The organism is Actinocatenispora sera (genome assembly GCF_018324685.1).
GTDB classification, from domain to species: Bacteria; Actinomycetota; Actinomycetes; order Mycobacteriales; family Micromonosporaceae; genus Actinocatenispora; species Actinocatenispora sera.
Window position 1 is genome coordinate 5,609,589 of record NZ_AP023354.1, and the last position, 15,744, is coordinate 5,625,332.

Annotated in this window: 13 protein-coding genes; 5 read left to right on the forward strand and 8 right to left on the reverse strand. The window is 73.9% G+C overall.

What is annotated here, in order from left to right:
- Window positions 1–32: 32 nt before the first annotated feature.
- Together gatC and Asera_RS26415 are read right to left on the reverse strand one after the other, a co-directional pair.
- Window positions 33–332: an Asp-tRNA(Asn)/Glu-tRNA(Gln) amidotransferase subunit GatC gene (gatC, locus tag Asera_RS26410; RefSeq protein WP_030448197.1), complete on the reverse strand. Its 300-nt coding sequence runs from the start codon at window positions 330–332 to the stop codon at window positions 33–35.
- Between the two features lie 167 nt (window positions 333–499).
- Window positions 500–1,039: a PadR family transcriptional regulator gene (locus Asera_RS26415; RefSeq protein ID WP_030448198.1), complete on the reverse strand. Its 540-nt coding sequence runs from the start codon at window positions 1,037–1,039 to the stop codon at window positions 500–502.
- 169 nt (window positions 1,040–1,208) lie between these two features.
- Here Asera_RS26415 and Asera_RS26420 point away from each other — a divergent pair, with 169 nt between their 5' ends.
- Window positions 1,209–1,934: an alpha/beta fold hydrolase gene (locus Asera_RS26420; protein ID WP_051802693.1), complete on the forward strand. Its 726-nt coding sequence runs from the start codon at window positions 1,209–1,211 to the stop codon at window positions 1,932–1,934.
- Between the two features lie 49 nt (window positions 1,935–1,983).
- Here the strand turns inward: Asera_RS26420 and Asera_RS26425 are convergent, their stop codons facing one another.
- The 4 genes from Asera_RS26425 to Asera_RS26440 form a co-directional block, all read right to left on the reverse strand.
- Window positions 1,984–4,053 carry a putative bifunctional diguanylate cyclase/phosphodiesterase gene (locus Asera_RS26425; RefSeq protein ID WP_030448200.1) on the reverse strand — a complete coding sequence of 690 codons (2,070 nt, stop codon included), beginning with the start codon at window positions 4,051–4,053 and terminating at the stop codon, window positions 1,984–1,986.
- 248 nt (window positions 4,054–4,301) lie between these two features.
- Window positions 4,302–6,479 (reverse strand): NAD-dependent DNA ligase LigA, encoded by a 2,178-nt coding sequence (gene ligA, locus Asera_RS26430; RefSeq protein ID WP_244844031.1) that lies wholly within the window; start codon window positions 6,477–6,479, stop codon window positions 4,302–4,304.
- A gap of 318 nt (window positions 6,480–6,797) precedes the next feature.
- Entirely contained in the window at window positions 6,798–7,349 is a 552-nt protein-coding gene (locus Asera_RS26435) for a ferritin (RefSeq protein ID WP_030448203.1), read from the reverse strand.
- A gap of 342 nt (window positions 7,350–7,691) precedes the next feature.
- Complete coding sequence (locus tag Asera_RS26440; RefSeq protein ID WP_030448204.1) at window positions 7,692–8,708, reverse strand: uroporphyrinogen decarboxylase/cobalamine-independent methonine synthase family protein; 1,017 nt, start codon at window positions 8,706–8,708, stop codon at window positions 7,692–7,694.
- A 272-nt stretch (window positions 8,709–8,980) separates the two neighbouring features.
- Between Asera_RS26440 and Asera_RS26445 the strand changes: the two genes are divergently transcribed.
- Both Asera_RS26445 and Asera_RS26450 read left to right on the forward strand, forming a co-directional pair.
- The gene (locus Asera_RS26445; RefSeq protein ID WP_030444497.1) at window positions 8,981–10,354 is read left to right on the forward strand and encodes an NADP-dependent succinic semialdehyde dehydrogenase; all 1,374 of its coding nucleotides are present in this window, start codon (window positions 8,981–8,983) and stop codon (window positions 10,352–10,354) included.
- Between the two features lie 281 nt (window positions 10,355–10,635).
- Window positions 10,636–11,619 (forward strand): zinc-binding dehydrogenase, encoded by a 984-nt coding sequence (locus Asera_RS26450; RefSeq protein WP_035295142.1) that lies wholly within the window; start codon window positions 10,636–10,638, stop codon window positions 11,617–11,619.
- A gap of 46 nt (window positions 11,620–11,665) precedes the next feature.
- Here the strand turns inward: Asera_RS26450 and Asera_RS26455 are convergent, their stop codons facing one another.
- Window positions 11,666–12,454 (reverse strand): GNAT family N-acetyltransferase, encoded by a 789-nt coding sequence (locus Asera_RS26455; RefSeq protein WP_169745792.1) that lies wholly within the window; start codon window positions 12,452–12,454, stop codon window positions 11,666–11,668.
- A 179-nt stretch (window positions 12,455–12,633) separates the two neighbouring features.
- Here Asera_RS26455 and Asera_RS26460 point away from each other — a divergent pair, with 179 nt between their 5' ends.
- Window positions 12,634–13,500 carry an oxidoreductase gene (locus Asera_RS26460; protein ID WP_030444494.1) on the forward strand — a complete coding sequence of 289 codons (867 nt, stop codon included), beginning with the start codon at window positions 12,634–12,636 and terminating at the stop codon, window positions 13,498–13,500.
- Window positions 13,501–13,503: 3 nt separating this feature from the next.
- Here Asera_RS26460 and Asera_RS26465 read toward each other — a convergent pair whose 3' ends face one another.
- Window positions 13,504–14,712: an MFS transporter gene (locus Asera_RS26465; RefSeq protein ID WP_030444493.1), complete on the reverse strand. Its 1,209-nt coding sequence runs from the start codon at window positions 14,710–14,712 to the stop codon at window positions 13,504–13,506.
- Window positions 14,713–14,838: 126 nt separating this feature from the next.
- Between Asera_RS26465 and Asera_RS26470 the strand changes: the two genes are divergently transcribed.
- The gene (locus Asera_RS26470; protein ID WP_030444492.1) at window positions 14,839–15,705 is read left to right on the forward strand and encodes a LysR family transcriptional regulator; all 867 of its coding nucleotides are present in this window, start codon (window positions 14,839–14,841) and stop codon (window positions 15,703–15,705) included.
- The last annotated feature ends 39 nt before the right edge of the window (window positions 15,706–15,744 follow it).

The window sequence follows — 15,744 nt, forward strand, 5'->3', positions numbered from 1 at the left end:
TCGCTGCCGGGCCGCTGATCTGCGCGCGCACCTCAGGTCTCCTCGGACAGGATCTGCGGCACCCGGAACCGGTCGTTCTCGACCGCCGGCGCGCCGGCCAGCGCCGCCTCGCGGGACAGCCCGGGGCGCGGCTCGTCGGCGCGCATCACGTTGGTCAACGGCACCGCGTGCGAGGTCGGCGGGATGTCGTCGGCGGCGACCTCGCCGATCCGCGCCACCGACGACACGATCTGATCGAGCTGGCCGGCGAACGTGTCCAGCTCGTCCTCGGTCACGGCAAGCCGCGCGAGGTGCGCGAGGTGCGCGACCTCCTCGCGGGAGATGGCGGCCATCACTGGCTCCTTGTCGGTCTTGGCTTGGGTGTGATCTCGACCGGCGGGCACCGGTCCACCTGCGCATTCGTACGCGCTACGCAGCGTCTCCGCGAGTCTATTGCGGCGCCCTCGCCCGCTTCTTCCCGGTCCACCGCCAGCCAGCCCGCCCCACCGGCGCCCGGTCGCTACCGGCCGGCCAGCTCGGCCTCCAGCTCGGCGATCGTCGCCCGCAGCCATTCCTTGTCCGCCTTTCGGGTGGCGGCGCCCAGCGTCAGCATGCCCCGGCGGTACCGGTCGGTCATCTCGGCGGCGCGCCGGGGCCGGCCGCGGTCGTAGAAGAAGCTCGCCGGCTGCGAGTAGAAGTCCAGCCGGCGGCGCAGCACCGCGAGTTGGTCGGCCACGTCCGGCAAGCGCGACAGGAACGCCATCAGGACGAAGAACGAGTTGCGGTCGGTGATCTCGACCTCGCCGGGCTCGCGCAGCCGCCGCAGCAGCTCGGCCCGGCCGGACTCGGTGAGCGACAGCACCTGGCGGGGCGTCGCACCGGCCCCCTGCTGCTGATGCCGGTCGAGGTACCCGGCGGCGCGCAGCCGGTTGATCGCGGGGTAGAGCGCGCCGTCACTGACCGGGCGGACGTGCCCGGACAGCCCGGAGATCCGCGACCTCAGCTCGTAGGCGTGCAACGGCTCCTCGGCGAGGAACCCGAGGATGCACAGGCTCAGCATGGCCCTCCTGTCGGTCGGCTCACAAACCATCGTAACGAGTTGACTCGATCCGACCTACCTCTATTAGAGTCCTCACCAACATACCTCGATTCGAGATAGTCGGAGGGCGCCGTCCCTCGCGACGTGTGCCCACCGGCCGGCCGACCCTCACCGAAGGACAGGTGCCCGAATGACCATCCGCCACGCCCAGGTACGCCCCGACGCGCGGATGCGCTGGGTCGAACTACCCGGCACCGACCCGGCCCGGGTGTACGTGCACGGCCTCGGGTCCAGCTCGCCGGCGTACTTCGCCGGCGCCGCGACGCATCCGGCCGATGCCCGCCGGCGTTCGCTGCTCGTCGACCTGCTCGGGTACGGGATCAGCGACCGGCCCGCGGACTTCTCGTACACGCTGGCCGCACAGGCCGAGGCGCTCGCCGCCGCACTGGACTCCGCCGGCGTACGCGCCGCGGAGGTGGTGGCGCACAGCATGGGCGGCGCCGTCGCGATCCTGCTCGCCGCCCGCCGACCCGACCTGGTCTCGCGGCTGGTCGCGGTCGAGGCCAACCTCGACCCGACACCGCGGCGCCGCCTCGACGGCTGGGACGAGGAGTCCTTCGCCGCCGAGGGGTTCGCCCGCACGCTGACCGCGGTGGGTGAGGAGTGGGCCGCGACCATGCGGCTGGCCGACCCGGTCGCGGTCTACCGCAGCGAACGGTCCCTCGGCGCGGCCGACCTGCGCGGCACGATCACCAACCTGCCGATGCCGACCGTGTACGTGCAGGGCGCCCGCAGCGGCCCGCTGGCCGGCGCCGCCGAGCTGGCCGAGGCGGGCGTCGAGGTACGCGTGGTCGCCGACGCCGGGCACAACGTCATGCTCGACAATCCAGACGGCTTCGCCGCCGCCCTGGCGTAGTGGCCCGCAGGTACCGCCGCCAGTCAGGGCCGGGAGGGTACCGAAGGCGTCAGGTGTGGGCGGGGTCGGCGGCGTCGGCGGGCTGGCGCACCCGGGGCGGGCGGTAGCGGGCCAGCCAGCTGGTCAACTCGGCGGCCGGCATCGGCCGGGCGTAGAACCAGCCCTGGGCGACCTGGCAGCCCAGCGACGACAGCCGGCGCCAGGTGCGCTCGTCCTCCACGCCCTCGGCGACCACCCGCATGCCGAGCGCGCCGGCCAGCTCGATGATCGACCGGACGATCGCCGCGTCGTCCGGGTCCGAGCCCATGCCCAGCACGAACGACCGGTCGATCTTCACCTCGGACAGCGGCAGCCGGCGCAGGTGCAGCATCGACGAGTAGCCGGTACCGAAGTCGTCCAGCGACAGCGCGATGCCGAGCCGGTCGAGCCGGCGCAGCGTGGCGAGTACCCGGCGCGGGTCGGCCATCAGCGCGCCCTCGGTGATCTCCAGTTCGATCTGGCTCGGCGCCACGTCGTGCTTGTCCAGCAGGGCGGCGAGGTGGTCGACCAGGTCGGCGGTGTGCAGGTCACGGACGCTGACATTGACCGCGGCCCGCAGCCGCAGCCCGTCGCGCTGCCACTGCGCCACCCGCGCCACCACCTCGTCGAGCACCCGGTAGGTCAGCAGCCGCATCACCGCGGTGTGCTCGGCGGCGCGGATCACCTCCTCCGGTCCGACCATGCCGTGCTCGGGGTGGCGCCAGCGCAGCAGCGCCTCCACCCCGACCACCTCGCCGGAGTCGATCGCCACCTGCGGCTGGTAGAACACGCCCAGCTCGCCGAGTTCGGGACGGTCCGGCCGCTCCAGCGCGCGGCGCAGGTCGCCGAGCAGCCCGAGCCGGGCGGCGGAGTTGTGGTCGGCCTCCGGTGCGTACACCGAGACCGAGTCGTTGCGCTGCTTCGCCTCGTACATCGCGACGTCGGCGTGCTGCAGCAGCTCGTCGAAGTCGGTGCCGTGCCGCGGGTACACCGCCACCCCGATCGAGGACGCCACCTCCAGCGGCATCCCGTCCAGATGTACCGGCCCGGCCAGGACGGCCGCGACCCGCTCGGCGAACGCGTGCGCGGTGTCCAGGTCGCCGACCGTGGTGCGCACCACCGCGAACTCGTCCCCGCCCAGCCGTGCGACGAGCACGTCCTCGGGCAGCCGGGCCCGCAGCCGGCGGCCCGCCTCGACCAGCAACCGGTCCCCGACGCCGTGCCCGAGCGCGTCGTTGACCTCCTTGAACCGGTCCAAGTCGAGCACCAGCAGCAGCGGGCCGGGGCGCGCGTCGCCGTCCCGGCGGGCGATGTCGTCCTCGATGCGTTCCTGCAGCGCCTTGCGGTTGGCCAGGCCGGTGAGCGGATCGTGCCGGGACTCCCGGTCGCGTTCGGCGGCGACCCGGGCACTGCGGTACACCGCGAACAGCGGCACCAGGATCAGCGCGATCAGCCACGGGCTGGTGCTGATGGCACCCGCCAGCACCGGCGCGAGCAGCAGCAGCGCGCCGGTGGTCTGCAGCTCGAAGGACAGCCCGCCCCACACCGTCGACCACCAGTTGCCGCCGAACCGGAGCCGGACCGCCGTGTCCACGATCAACTCGCTGACGACGAACCACGCGGCGGCGGCGCCGACCACCGCGACCGCGTGCCAGCCGGTGGCGCGGAACACGTCGTCGCGGACGGTGTGCAGCACCAGTGCGGCGGCCCCGTAGGCGAGCAGGTACTGGGCCAGGTTGAACGCGGCGCGCCACAACTTCGCGTGCAGTCGCCAGGTCGACCCGAGGATGGCGACGACGGCGAGCAGCACGGCCGGCCCGAGGCCCCACAGCAGCAGCACGGTGAACCCGAAGCACACCGACGGGAACACCCCGACCGAGCTGCTCCGCTGGCGCGGACCGCTGAACGGACCGGCGTCCACCACCGCCGCCAGCAGGATCAGCAACCAGGCGTCGACCGGCAGGTCCGGGATGGCGCGGACGAGCCCGGGCAGGCCGAGCGCGACGACTGCGGCACCGGCGGCGATCACCGCGGCGAGGTAGCCGACGAAGACCCGCTTGTGCCGCAGTGGCGGCTCGTTGCGCAGTGCCGTCGACTCCATCCACCCCTCCGAGACGGAAGAAGGTCACCGGCGGGCCGACGCGCCGGGGCACATGCCCGCCGGTCGCCGAGGTTGCGCCGTGTGGACCCGCACAACTGGACGACCTCGGTGTGAAACGAGGTCGATCGGGCACAGTGACGCCTACCTGGCGCAGTATGGACCTGCCATCCGTGACAACGCTGAGTGTCCGCCGAACGGCGAACAAAGTCGGCCGTTTTGTTACCTCCGGGTGATGCGGCCCGATCTGGTCACTCTGCGTCGACGCCCGAGCCGGTGGTGTCCTCCGCCGGGCCGACCTGGGCGCGTTCGGCCGCGGCTTCCGGACCGTCGGACAGCAGCACCGCGAAGCCGTCCTCGTCCAGCACCGGCACCTTCAGCGCCACCGCCTTGTCGTACTTGCTGCCCGGGTTCTCGCCGACCACCACGAAGTCGGTCTTCCTGGACACCGAGCCGGTCACCTTGCCGCCGCGGGACTGGATCTCCTCGATCGCCTCGTCCCGGGAGTAAGCGGCGAGCGAGCCGGTCACCACGATCGTCGACCCGGCCAGCGGCCGTGGCTCGTCGTCGGCGTGTTCCTCCGCCATCCGGACCCCGGCGGCGCGCCACTTGTCGATGATCTCGCGGTGCCAGTCGACCGTGAACCAGTCGTGGACCGCCTCGGCGATCGCCGGCCCCACGCCGTCCGCGGCGGCCAGCTCGGCCCGGTCGGCGTTCGCGATGCGCTCGATGGAGGAGAACTCGCGGGCCAATGCCCGTGCCGCGACGGGCCCGACACGCCGGATGGACAGGCCCACGAGCACCCGCCACAGCGGCGTGGACTTCGCCGCGGCCAGATGTTCGAGCAGTGCCTGGGCGTTGCTACCGAGGGTGCCGTCCTTGTTGACGAAGAAGGGCGAGGCGGCGAGTTGCTTCGCGTCGAGCCCGAACAGGTCGCCCTCGTCGACGATGACGCCGTCGTCCAGCAGCGCGGTGGCCGCCTTGTACCCCAGCGCCTCGATGTCGAACGATTCGGGTCCGGCCAGGTGGAAGACGCGTTCCCGGCGCTGCGCCGGGCAGTACCGGGCGTTCGGGCAGCGAATGTCGGCGTCGCCCTCCTTCTCCGGACGCAACGGGGTGTCGCACTCCGGGCAGCGGCTCGGCATGACGAACTCGCGCGCGTCGGCGGGCCGCAGGTCGGCGACCGGACCGACCACCTCCGGGATCACGTCACCGGCCTTGCGCACCACGACGGTGTCGCCGATCAGCACCCCCTTGCGCTTCACCTCGGAGGCGTTGTGCAGGGTGGCGAACGTGACGGTCGAGCCGGCCACCCGGACCGGTTCGAGCACCGCGTAGGGCGTGACCCGGCCGGTGCGACCCACGCTGACCTGGATGTCGGTCAGCTTGGTGTTGACCTCTTCGGGCGGGTACTTGTAGGCGATGGCCCACCGGGGCGCCTTGCTGGTGGCGCCGAGCCGGCGCTGCACGCTCACCTCGTCGACCTTCACCACGACACCGTCGATCTCGTGCTCGACCTGGTGCCGGTGCTTGCCGTAGTAGGCGATGTAGTCCTGGACGTCGGACAGCGACGACACCACCCGCCACCGCGTCGAGGTCGGCAGCCCCCACGCCTGCAGCGCCGCGTACGCCTCGGACTGCCGGGCCGGCTCGAACCCCTCCCGGGCGCCGAGCCCGTGCACGATCAGCCGCAGCGGCCGCTGCGCGGTGATCCGCGGGTCCTTCTGCCGCAGGCTGCCGGCGGCGGCGTTGCGCGGGTTGGCGAACGGCGGCTTGCCCTGCTCCACCAGCGACGCGTTGAGCTCGGTGAACCTCTCGACCGGGAAGTAGATCTCGCCACGCACCTCCACCAGCGCCGGGACCGGGAACTCGTCGGAACCGGTCAGTTCGTCCGGGATGCCGTCGACGGTGCGCACGTTGGGGGTGATGTCCTCGCCGGTGCGGCCGTCGCCTCGGGTCGCGCCGCGCACCAGCCGCCCGCCCCGGTAGACCAGGTCGACGGCCAGCCCGTCGACCTTCAGCTCGCACAGGTAGGAGACCCGCGCGCCGCCGGCCTCCCGCTCGACCCGATTCGCCCACGCGGTCAACTCCTCCGCGGTGACGGCATTGCTCAGGCTGAGCATCCGCTCGACGTGCTCGACCGCGGTGAACTGGGTCGAGTAGGTACCGCCGACCCGCTGGGTGGGCGAGTTCGGCGTGCGCAGCGCCGGGAACTCGTCCTCCAGCCGCTCCAGCTCGCGCATCAGCCGGTCGTACTCCGCGTCCGAGACCGTCGGCGCGTCGAGCACGTAGTAGCGGTACTGGTGGTCGTCGATCTGCTCGGAGATCTCCCGATGCCGCTGCCGGGCCGCCGCGGTCGGCTCCGCGCCGGCAGCGGCCACCTGCTCGGCGGTCGGCGTGGCGTACAGCTCGTTACCGCTGGTGCTCACGATGGGCTCCCGTTCCCGGTCGGTCGCGTCGTCGCCGGCCCGCTGCCGGCACCGTTACCGTATCGGCCCGGCACCGCGTCGGCCCGGTGCTGCGTCGGCCCGGTGCTGCGTCGGCCCGGTGCTGCGTCGGTCCAGGGCGCGTCGGCCCGCTGTCGATGGACCGTCGAGACGCTCCGCGACGAGCCGTGCACCCGGTCGGCCGTTCCCGCCGGCAGCCGCGCCTCGGCTCGGCCGGCGCCCACGGCTCGGCCGGCGCCCACGGCTCGGCGGGCGCCACGATCCGCGTGGCGCTCCAGCCCAGGGCGCGCTGCGACCGGGTCAGAGGATGCCGCCGGCGGCCCGGGGCGCGGTCGGGCTCACCGACTGGTCCCCGACCCGCTCCCGGGCGAGGAAGTTCTCCACGTCGAACAGGTTGCCGTTGCTGCGGCGCACCACGTTGAGCAGGGTCGACATCTGGGCGATCTCCTCGACCTGCTCGCTGACGAACCACTGCACGAACGTCTCGCCGGAGTAGTCGTGGTCGGCCCGGGCGGCGGCCATCAGCGTGTCGATCTCGTCCGCCACGTCGCGTTCCTGCTGCAGCGCGAGCGCGATCAGCTCCTCGGCGTTGTCGAAGTCGTTGCGCACCTCGTCCACACCCGGCACCGCGACCGGCATGTTCTGGTCCATCAGGTACTGGATCATCATCATCGCGTGGTTGCGCTCCTCGAGCGCCTGCCGGTAGAAGTGCGCGGCGAGCCGCGGCAGGTCCCGGTTGTCGAACCAGACCGCCACCGCGACGTACTGCTGGGCCGCGGTGAACTCGTTGCGTACCTGGGTCTGCAACAGCTGCGCGAACTTGGTGCGGGGCAGCTTCTTCGGCACCGACATGCGCCGCACCCTACCCCGCGTCACCCCGCGACGACCCGGTTTCGCCGCGAGCGACGGCGCTGCGCCGGCTGATCCGGGCGTTGGCCGTCGACGAGCGGACACGGCATCGTGATCGACACCCGGAGCCGGGTCCGCATTGCCAGCCACCCGGCTCGCTCCGCGTGGAGCTTTGCAGAGACCTTCCAGGGTCGGTTTCGGAGTCCCGCGTGCGGCTGCGGCGGCCCCGTCTGCCCGCTCGCAGCGTTCTCGCCCAGCCCGTGTGCAGGCCCGGCACACGAACGGCTCGCCTTGCGAGCAGACAAACGCACCTCGCGTCGCTCGGCCGGGGGCCCGAAACAGACCCTAGCGGACGTCCGGTTCGTCGGCGATCCGGCGGGCGGCGTCCCGGGCGTACCGCAGGGCCGCCCTGGCCTGGTCCGGGCCGGCGCCGACCAGCCCGCACGCCTGCGTGAGCACCATCTGCCCGGGCAGCCGGGACGGCGGCAGCCCGAGCCGGTGCCAGAACTCGCGTACCGCGTCCGCCGCCGCCGCGTCCGCGCCCCGCGACGCGGTGGCCGGCACCGCACCGGCGAACAGGCCGAGCCCGGCGTCCAGCGCCTCGCCCCAGGCGTCCAGCCCCGCCGCGTCCGAGGGCAGCAGCGCGGTGTCCACCGCGACCGCGGCGGCGCCGGCGGCCCGCACCAGCCCGACCGGTACGTCGGCGGCGCAGCAGTGCACCAGCGCCGGCACCCCGCCGGCGGCCAGCACGGTGTGCAGGGTCTCGGTGGCGTCCGGCTCGGCCACCGGCCGGTAGGTGCCGAGGCCGCTCTCGGTGCGCACCCGCCCGGCGAGCACCGCCGGCAGCGAGGGCTCGTCGAGCTGCAGCAGCACCCGGGCACCCGGCACCCGGGCGGCGACGTCGGCGACGTGCGCGGCGACGCCCTCGGCCAGCGAGGCGGTCAGGTCGCGCAGCGCGCCGGCATCGCGCAGCACCGTGCCGCCGGACGGCAGCTCCAGCCCGGCCGCGAGCGTGTACGGCCCGCCGACCGCGACCTTCAGCAACCCGGTGTAGCCCTCGGCCACCTCGACGAGCTGGTCGAGGTCGCGTTCCAGCAGGTCACGGGTTCGGCGCAGGTCGCGGCCGGGGCGGGCGGCGATGCGCCAGCGGGCCGCGTACAGCTCGACCGGAAGCTCGGTGAGCAGCCCGGCGGTACGGCCGAGCAGCTCGGCGCCGGGGCCGCGGTCGGGCAGCTCGGGCAGGTACGGCAGGTCGGGCAGCTCGCCGAACACCACCCGCAACGCCTCGCCCGGGTCGGTACCGGGCAGCGATCCGACGCCGGTGGCCGCGCCGGCCGGCCACGGGTACCCCTGTTCGCTCACGACGGCAGGCTACTTGGCCGCGCCCGCACCGCCGGCCCCGGGCGCGTTGATCAAGGGCCCGCGAAGTTGATCAAGGGATCGGGACATCCCCATCTGGGACTTCGTGCCCCGATCCCTTGATCAACGCGGGCGGCGCGCGGCGGGGGCGCGGGCGGCGCGCGGGGGGCACGCGGCGGGGGCGCGCGGGGGGGGGGGGGGGGGGGGGGTGCCTGTGGCGGGCCGGATCGCCGAAACCCGCCACGGCGCGGTGCCGGCGGGGCGAGGCTGTCGGCATGGCGATCGCGACGGTGAATCCGGCGACTGGCGAGACGCTGCGCACCTTCGAGCCGTACCCGGACGAGGAGGTCGCGGCGCGCATCAGGCGGGCGTACGAGACCTTCGGTGGCTATCGGAACACCAGCTACGGTCAGCGGGGCGAGTGGCTGCGGGCCGCGGCGGACCTGCTGGATGCCGAGGCCGACCGGACCGCGGTCACCATGACCACGGAGATGGGCAAGCCGCTGCGGCAGGCGCAGGCCGAGGTCGGCAAGTGTGCCCGAGCGATGCGCTTCTACGCCGACCGGGCGGCGGAGTTCCTCGCCGACGAGCCGGCGGATGCGACCGCGGTCGGCGCCCGCCGCGCGTACGCCCGCTACCAGCCGCTCGGCGTGGTCCTTGCGGTGATGCCGTGGAACTTCCCGCTGTGGCAGGTGGTGCGGTTCGCGGCGCCGGCGTTGATGGCCGGCAACGTCGGACTGCTCAAGCACGCCTCGAACGTGCCGCAGACCGCGCTCTACCTGGGCGAGCTGTTCGAACGGGCCGGGTTCCCGGCCGGCTGCTTCCAGACCCTGCTGATCTCCTCCGGCCAGGTGGAGCGGGTGCTGCGCGATCCGCGGGTGGCGGCGGCGACGCTGACCGGCAGCGAGCCGGCCGGCCGCTCGGTGGCGGCGATCGCCGGCGACGAGGTGAAGAAGACGGTACTGGAGCTGGGCGGCTCGGATGCGTTCGTGGTGATGCCGTCGGCCGACCTGGACCGGGCGGCGCAGGTCGGGGTCACCGCCCGGGTGCAGAACAACGGCCAGTCCTGCATCGCGGCGAAGCGGTTCATCGTGCACACCGAGGTGTTCGACGAGTTCTCGGCCCGGTTCGTGACCCGGATGAAGGAGTTGCGGATGGGCGACCCCACCGACGAGATCACCGACGTCGGTCCGCTCGCCACCGAGACCGGCCGGGACGACGTGGAGGAGCTGGTGGCCGACGCGGTCGGCCGCGGCGCCACGGTACTCACCGGCGGGGTCAGCCCGGACCGCAAGGGCTGGTACTACCCACCGACCGTGGTCGGTGACCTCACCCCGGGCATGAAGATGTACGGCGAGGAGGTGTTCGGGCCCGTCGCCGGGCTCTACCGGGCCAGCGACATCGACGACGCCATCCGGATCGCCAACGACACCGGCTTCGGCCTCGGCGCGAACGCCTGGACCACCGACCCGAACGAGGCGGACCGGTTCGTCGACGAGCTCGCCGCCGGCGCGGTGTTCGTCAACGGCATGGTCACCTCGTACCCGGAGCTGCCGTTCGGCGGGATCAAGCGCTCCGGGTACGGCCGGGAGCTGTCCGCGCACGGCATCCGCGAGTTCTGCAACGTCAAGTCGGTCTGGCTCGGCTGACGGCGCGCGGCGCGGTCGACCGCCGGCACGCACCACGCAGTGCGGCACCCTGGCCGAGCCCCGGGCGGCGCAGGGCGGCACCCCGGCCGAGCGGCACGCACCACGCAGGGCACGCACCACGCAGGGCACGCACCACGCAGGGCACGCACCACGCAGGGCACGCACCACGCAGGGCGGCACCCCGGTCGAGCGGCCCGCGCGGCCCGCGCGGCGACAGGGCGGGCACCTCGGCCGGGCGCCGGTGGCGGAGATCGGGCAGTGGTGACGGGTGGGAGTACGCGATGGGCGAGACGATGCGGGCGGCGGTCTGGACCGGACCCGGCGGGCCGGAGACGATCGAGGTACGGGCCGTGCCGCGGCCGGCCGCCCGCGACGGGTGGACGCTGGTCCGGGTGCGCGCCGCCGGACTGAACCGGTCCGAGCTGATGACCCGGCAGGGCCACTCCCCCGGCGTCGACCCGCCGCGGGTGCTGGGCATCGAGTGCGTCGGCACGGTCGCCGAGTCGCTCGACCCGCTGCTGCCGGCCGGTACCACGGTCGCCGCGGTGATGGGCGGCATGGGCCGCGCCTTCGACGGCGGGTACGCGCAGTACGCGTTGCTGCCGGACCGGCTGCTGATCCGGCTGAGGACCACGCTGGACTGGCCGACGCTCGGCGCGCTGCCCGAGACGTTCCTGACCGCGCACGGCTCGCTCACGGCGCTCGGCGCCGGCAGCGGCGAGACCCTGCTGGTGCGCGGCGGTTCGTCGGCGCTGGGGTTGGCGGCCGTGTCGCTCGCCCGCGAGCGCGGCCTGAGCACGCTCACCACCACCCGCAACCCGGAGAAGGTGGCGCGGCTGGCCGCCAACGGCGCCGATCACGTGGTGCTCGACGACGGCGACCTGGCGGCCGCGGTACGCCGGATCCTGCCGGCCGGGCCGCACCTGATCCTCGATCTGATCGGCGCGCCGACGATGCTCGACTCGCTGCACCTGGTGCGGCGCGGCGGCACCGTGTGCATGACCGGGCTGCTCAGCGGCGAGTGGGTGGTGCCCGAGTTCGAACCGGTCGGCTCGATCCCGTCCGGTACCAAGCTGACCGCGTTCGGCTCGGGTGACCTGGCCGGCCGGGCCGGCGCGGATGCGTTGCGGCGCATCGTGTCCGACGTCGAGGCCGGCCGGTACCGGCCGGTCGTGGACCGGGTGTTCGAACTCGACGAGGTCGCCGCCGCGCACCGGTACACGGAGGAGAACCGGGCCACCGGCAAGGTGGTGCTGCGGTGTTGAATCCCGCTCGCGCGAAGCCAGCCGCGTCCCCCACCCCATCCGGTCGCTAGTCGGTGGCCACCGTGAACGGGGTGAACAGGCGCTTGACGTCGCCGGGTGGGGTGCCGCCGGTGGACATCAGGCTGACCCGGGCGCCCCGCTCCAGCCGGTCCGCGGCCCACGCCTCGAACTCCGGCTGGTACGAGGAGATGTCCAGCCGGATCGGCCCGTCGGCCAGGTCGGTGCACAGCGCCATCGCGGTCGCCACGTCGTCCGCGACCACCGGGCCGAGCAGGTTGTGCGCGCCGTTGCGCCAGCTCGCGCCGTACCCGCCGGCGGCGATCCGGAGCCGGCCGAAGCCGGCCAGCCGGCGCAGCAGCCGGGACCGGTCGGCGCCGAACGCGTCGGCGTCCAGCCGCAGGATCTCCGGCAGGTCGGTCGGCCAGGCCGGCCGGGTCGGTGGCAGGTCGGGGCGGGGCCCGGACAGCGTACCGACGTAGGTGACCGAACTGCCGTCGGTGGCGAACCCGAGCTGCTCGTACAGCGGGCGGCCGTTGTCGGTGGCGCGCAGGCAGACCGGGCCGCCAGCGGCCGCCAGCGCGCGCGACATCAGGGCCCGGCCGAACCCCTGCCGCTCGTACCGGGCGGCGACGAGCATCATGCCGATCGCGGCGTGCGTGTCGTACCGGGTCAGCGTCACCGCACCGGCGAGACCGCCGTCGGCCGCGTCGATCCCGTACACCTCGGCGAGCTCGATCAGCAGCGCCCAGCGGCGATCCTCGCGCAGCCAGCCGCGGTCGGCCGACAGCTCCTGACAGGCCGGCACGTCGGCTGACGTCAACCTGCGTATCTGCACGCTGATCATCCTCACCGGCGGCACCGGGCCGCGTCACTGTGTTTCGGCTCTCGCCGGCACGACCGCGGCCGCGGCGAGCCTGGTCCTCGCGCTCCCAGGACAACCGGAGCCTGGTCGCCGGCGCCGACGCGGACGACGGTGAAGACAGCCGCGGCGAGCGCCGTGGCGGAAAGGCAACGATGACAGCGAAGCAGCTTCCCGGCGGCACCTACCGCGTCGGCGACCTCGACCTCACCCGCGTGGGGTACGGCGCGATGCAGCTCGCCGGGCCCGGGGTGTTCGGTCCGCCGGCGGACCGGGACGGTGCGATCGCGGTACTGCGCGCCGCGGTCGACGCCGGCATCAACCATCTCGACACCGCCGACTTCTACGGCCCGTACGAGACGAACGAGCTGATCCACGAGGCGCTCGCGCCGTACCCGGACGACCTGCACATCGTGACGAAGGTCGGTGCCCGGCGCGACGAGCAGGGCGGCTGGCCGCCGGCCCGGCGCCCGGAACAGCTGCGCGAGCAGGTCTACGAGAACCTCAAGCACCTCGGCCTGGACGTGCTCGACGTGGTCAACCTGCGGGTCGGCGGGGTGCACTCGCCCGAGCCCGGCTCGCTGGCCGAGCCGTTCGAGGCGCTCGCGCAGCTGCGCGAGCAGGGCCTGATCCGGCACCTGGGCGTCAGCAACGTCACCGCCGAGCAGCTCGCCGAGGCGCGCGCCATCGCGCCGGTGGTGACCGTGCAGAACATGTACAACATCGCCCAGCGCGACGACGACGGCCTGGTCGCGGCGACCGCGGCGGACGGTATCGCGTTCGTGCCGTACTTCCCGCTCGGCGGGTTCTCGCCGCTGCAGTCCGACGCGCTGGACGCGGTGGCAAAGCGGCTCGACGCCACCCCGATGGCGGTCGCGCTCGCCTGGCTGTTGCGGCGCTCGCCCAACATCCTGCTGATCCCCGGTACCTCGAACGTCGCCCACCTGCGGGAGAACATCGCCGGCGCCGGCCTGGACCTGCCCGCCGACGCCCGCGCCGAACTCGACGCCATCGGTACCTGACGGTCAGGCCGGCTGCCGCGACCGGCGGCGGTCCAGGCGCAGCACCGCGAGCAGGGCGCCGAGGGACACGACCGCGACCGCGGCGGTGAACGCGATCCCGGCGGTACGCAGCCCCCACAGGGTGGCCGCCACGCCGACCGCGACGACCGGCAGCGAGATGCCGACGTAGGCGACGACGAAGAAGCTGGAGACGGTGGCCGCGCGCTCGGCCTCCGGGCTCGCGGCGGTGATCGCCGCCATCCCGGACCGGAAGCTGAGCGCCTGCCCGACGCCGATCACGACGGTACCGGCGATCAGCGCCGCGACCGACCGGCCGAGCAGGCCACCGGCGATGCCGGCCAGCCCGGCCACCAGCACCAGGCAGCCGGCCGGCAGCGCGACGCGGCTCGGTACCCGGGCCAGGCCGACCTGGCCGATCGCGGAGCCGGCGAACATGGTGAACACCACCAGGCCGGCCAGCGCGCGCGAGTCGAGCCCCAGCACGCTGGCGAGGAAGCCCGGCTCGATCGAGGTGAGCAGCCCGAACACGGCGAACGCCGCGAACGCCGCCACCGATGCCGGGACGAACACCGCCCGCGCCGGACCCGCCACCGACGGCCGCTGCACGCTCAGCCGCGCGCCGGGCCGCACCGCGACCGGCTCGGGCGCGCGCAGCACCCCGATCGCGGCCGGTACCAGCAGGACCAGGTTCGCCAGGAACGGCAGGCGCAGCGGCAGCGGCGCCCATTCGGCGAGCACCCCGGCAAGCAGCGGACCGCAGCCGAGACCGAGCATGTTGACGGTGGTGGCGACCAGCGCCGCGGTCCGCTGCCGGGCCACCGGCGCCAGGTCGACCAGGGTCACGGTCGCGGTGGTGGTGAAGATCCCCGCCGACAGGCCGGACAGCACCCGACCGACGAACAGCGCGGCCAGCCCGGCGTCGGACAGGAACACCAGGGCCGAGGCGGCGGAGGCGGCGAGCCCGACGAGCAGCACCCGGCGCCGACCGTACGCGTCGGAGGCCCGGCCGAACAGCAGCAGCGCGGCGATCACGCCGGCCGCGTACACCGCGTAGATGACCGTCGTCAGCAGGCTGCCGAAGCCGTATTCGTGCTGGTAGATCGCGTACAGCGGGGTCGGCAGGGTGGTACCGACCATCGTGACGCCGAACGCGTACGCGACGAACGCGAAGCCGACCGCCGCGCCCCGCCGGGCCGTCCGCTGCTGGGTCATGGACCCCATCGTGCCCCTTCCACCGGTTCGTCCTCGGCTCCTTGCGCCGTTCTTCCCCAGCCTGCCAAGCGGCCGGCGATCTCTCCAACGGATTGCTTCGATCCTGTCGATCGGTACGATCGATCAATGGAGCTGCGCCAACTCGACCACTTCGTCGCCGTCGCGGAGGAGCTGCACTTCACCCGGGCGGCGCGGCGGGTGCACGTGGTGCAGTCGAGCCTGTCCGGCTCGATCCGGGCACTGGAGCGCGAGCTCGGCGCCGACCTGTTCGTGCGGACCAGCCGGCGGGTCCGGCTCACCGCCGCCGGCGCGGCCCTGCTCCCCGCCGCCCGGCAGGCGCTCGCCGCCGCCGCGGACGGCCGCGACGCCGTCGCCGGGGTACGCGGCGTGCTGCGCGGCCGGCTGTCGATCGGCGTGCTGCAGACGCTCGGCGGCATCGACCTGCCGGCGCTGCTGACCGAGTTCCACCGCAGGCATCCCGGGGTGACGCTGCGGCTGACCAATTCCAGCGCGTCCGAGCTGGCCCGGGCCACCGCCTCGGGCGAGCTGGACGTCGCGTTCGTGGACCGGCCGATCGACCCGCGCGGCCTGCGCGAGATCCCGCTCGGGAGCGAGGATCTGGTGCTCGCGGTCGCTGCCGCCGACCCGCTCGCGGCGGCCGGCACCGTCGCGCTCGACGCGCTCGGCGACCGCGACTTCGTCGAGTACCGGCCGGACTCGTCGCTGCGCCGGCGCATCGACGAGGTCTGCGCCCGGTACGGGCTCACCCGCCGCGTCTGCTGCGAGGTCGACACCATCGCGCACCTGGTCGAGCTGGTCGCGCACGGGCTCGGGGTGTCGCTGCTGCCGCCGCTGACCGTGCGCGGCACCGACCGGATGGTCGGGCTGCGTACCGACCCGCCGATCCGGCGGGAGCTGCTCGCGGTCGTCGCCGCCGACCGCACCCCGCCGCCGGCCGCCACCGCCCTGCTCGCCCTGCTCCCCGACGCCTGAGCTGACACCGCCGCCGGCATCCGTGCTGCGCCGCGCTCG

What these genes read in the sequence shown, in the direction of transcription:
- gatC (WP_030448197.1), bottom strand. Translation starts at nt 332, where the DNA reads ATGGCCGCCATCTCCCGCGAGGAGGTCGCGCACCTCGCGCACCTCGCG.
- Asera_RS26415 (WP_030448198.1), bottom strand. Translation starts at nt 1,039, where the DNA reads ATGCTGAGCCTGTGCATCCTCGGGTTCCTCGCCGAGGAGCCGTTGCAC.
- Asera_RS26420 (WP_051802693.1), top strand. Translation starts at nt 1,209, where the DNA reads ATGACCATCCGCCACGCCCAGGTACGCCCCGACGCGCGGATGCGCTGG.
- Asera_RS26425 (WP_030448200.1), bottom strand. Translation starts at nt 4,053, where the DNA reads ATGGAGTCGACGGCACTGCGCAACGAGCCGCCACTGCGGCACAAGCGG.
- Asera_RS26435 (WP_030448203.1), bottom strand. Translation starts at nt 7,349, where the DNA reads ATGTCGGTGCCGAAGAAGCTGCCCCGCACCAAGTTCGCGCAGCTGTTG.
- Asera_RS26445 (WP_030444497.1), top strand. Translation starts at nt 8,981, where the DNA reads ATGGCGATCGCGACGGTGAATCCGGCGACTGGCGAGACGCTGCGCACC.
- Asera_RS26450 (WP_035295142.1), top strand. Translation starts at nt 10,636, where the DNA reads ATGGGCGAGACGATGCGGGCGGCGGTCTGGACCGGACCCGGCGGGCCG.
- Asera_RS26460 (WP_030444494.1), top strand. Translation starts at nt 12,634, where the DNA reads ATGACAGCGAAGCAGCTTCCCGGCGGCACCTACCGCGTCGGCGACCTC.
- Asera_RS26465 (WP_030444493.1), bottom strand. Translation starts at nt 14,712, where the DNA reads ATGACCCAGCAGCGGACGGCCCGGCGGGGCGCGGCGGTCGGCTTCGCG.
- Asera_RS26470 (WP_030444492.1), top strand. Translation starts at nt 14,839, where the DNA reads ATGGAGCTGCGCCAACTCGACCACTTCGTCGCCGTCGCGGAGGAGCTG.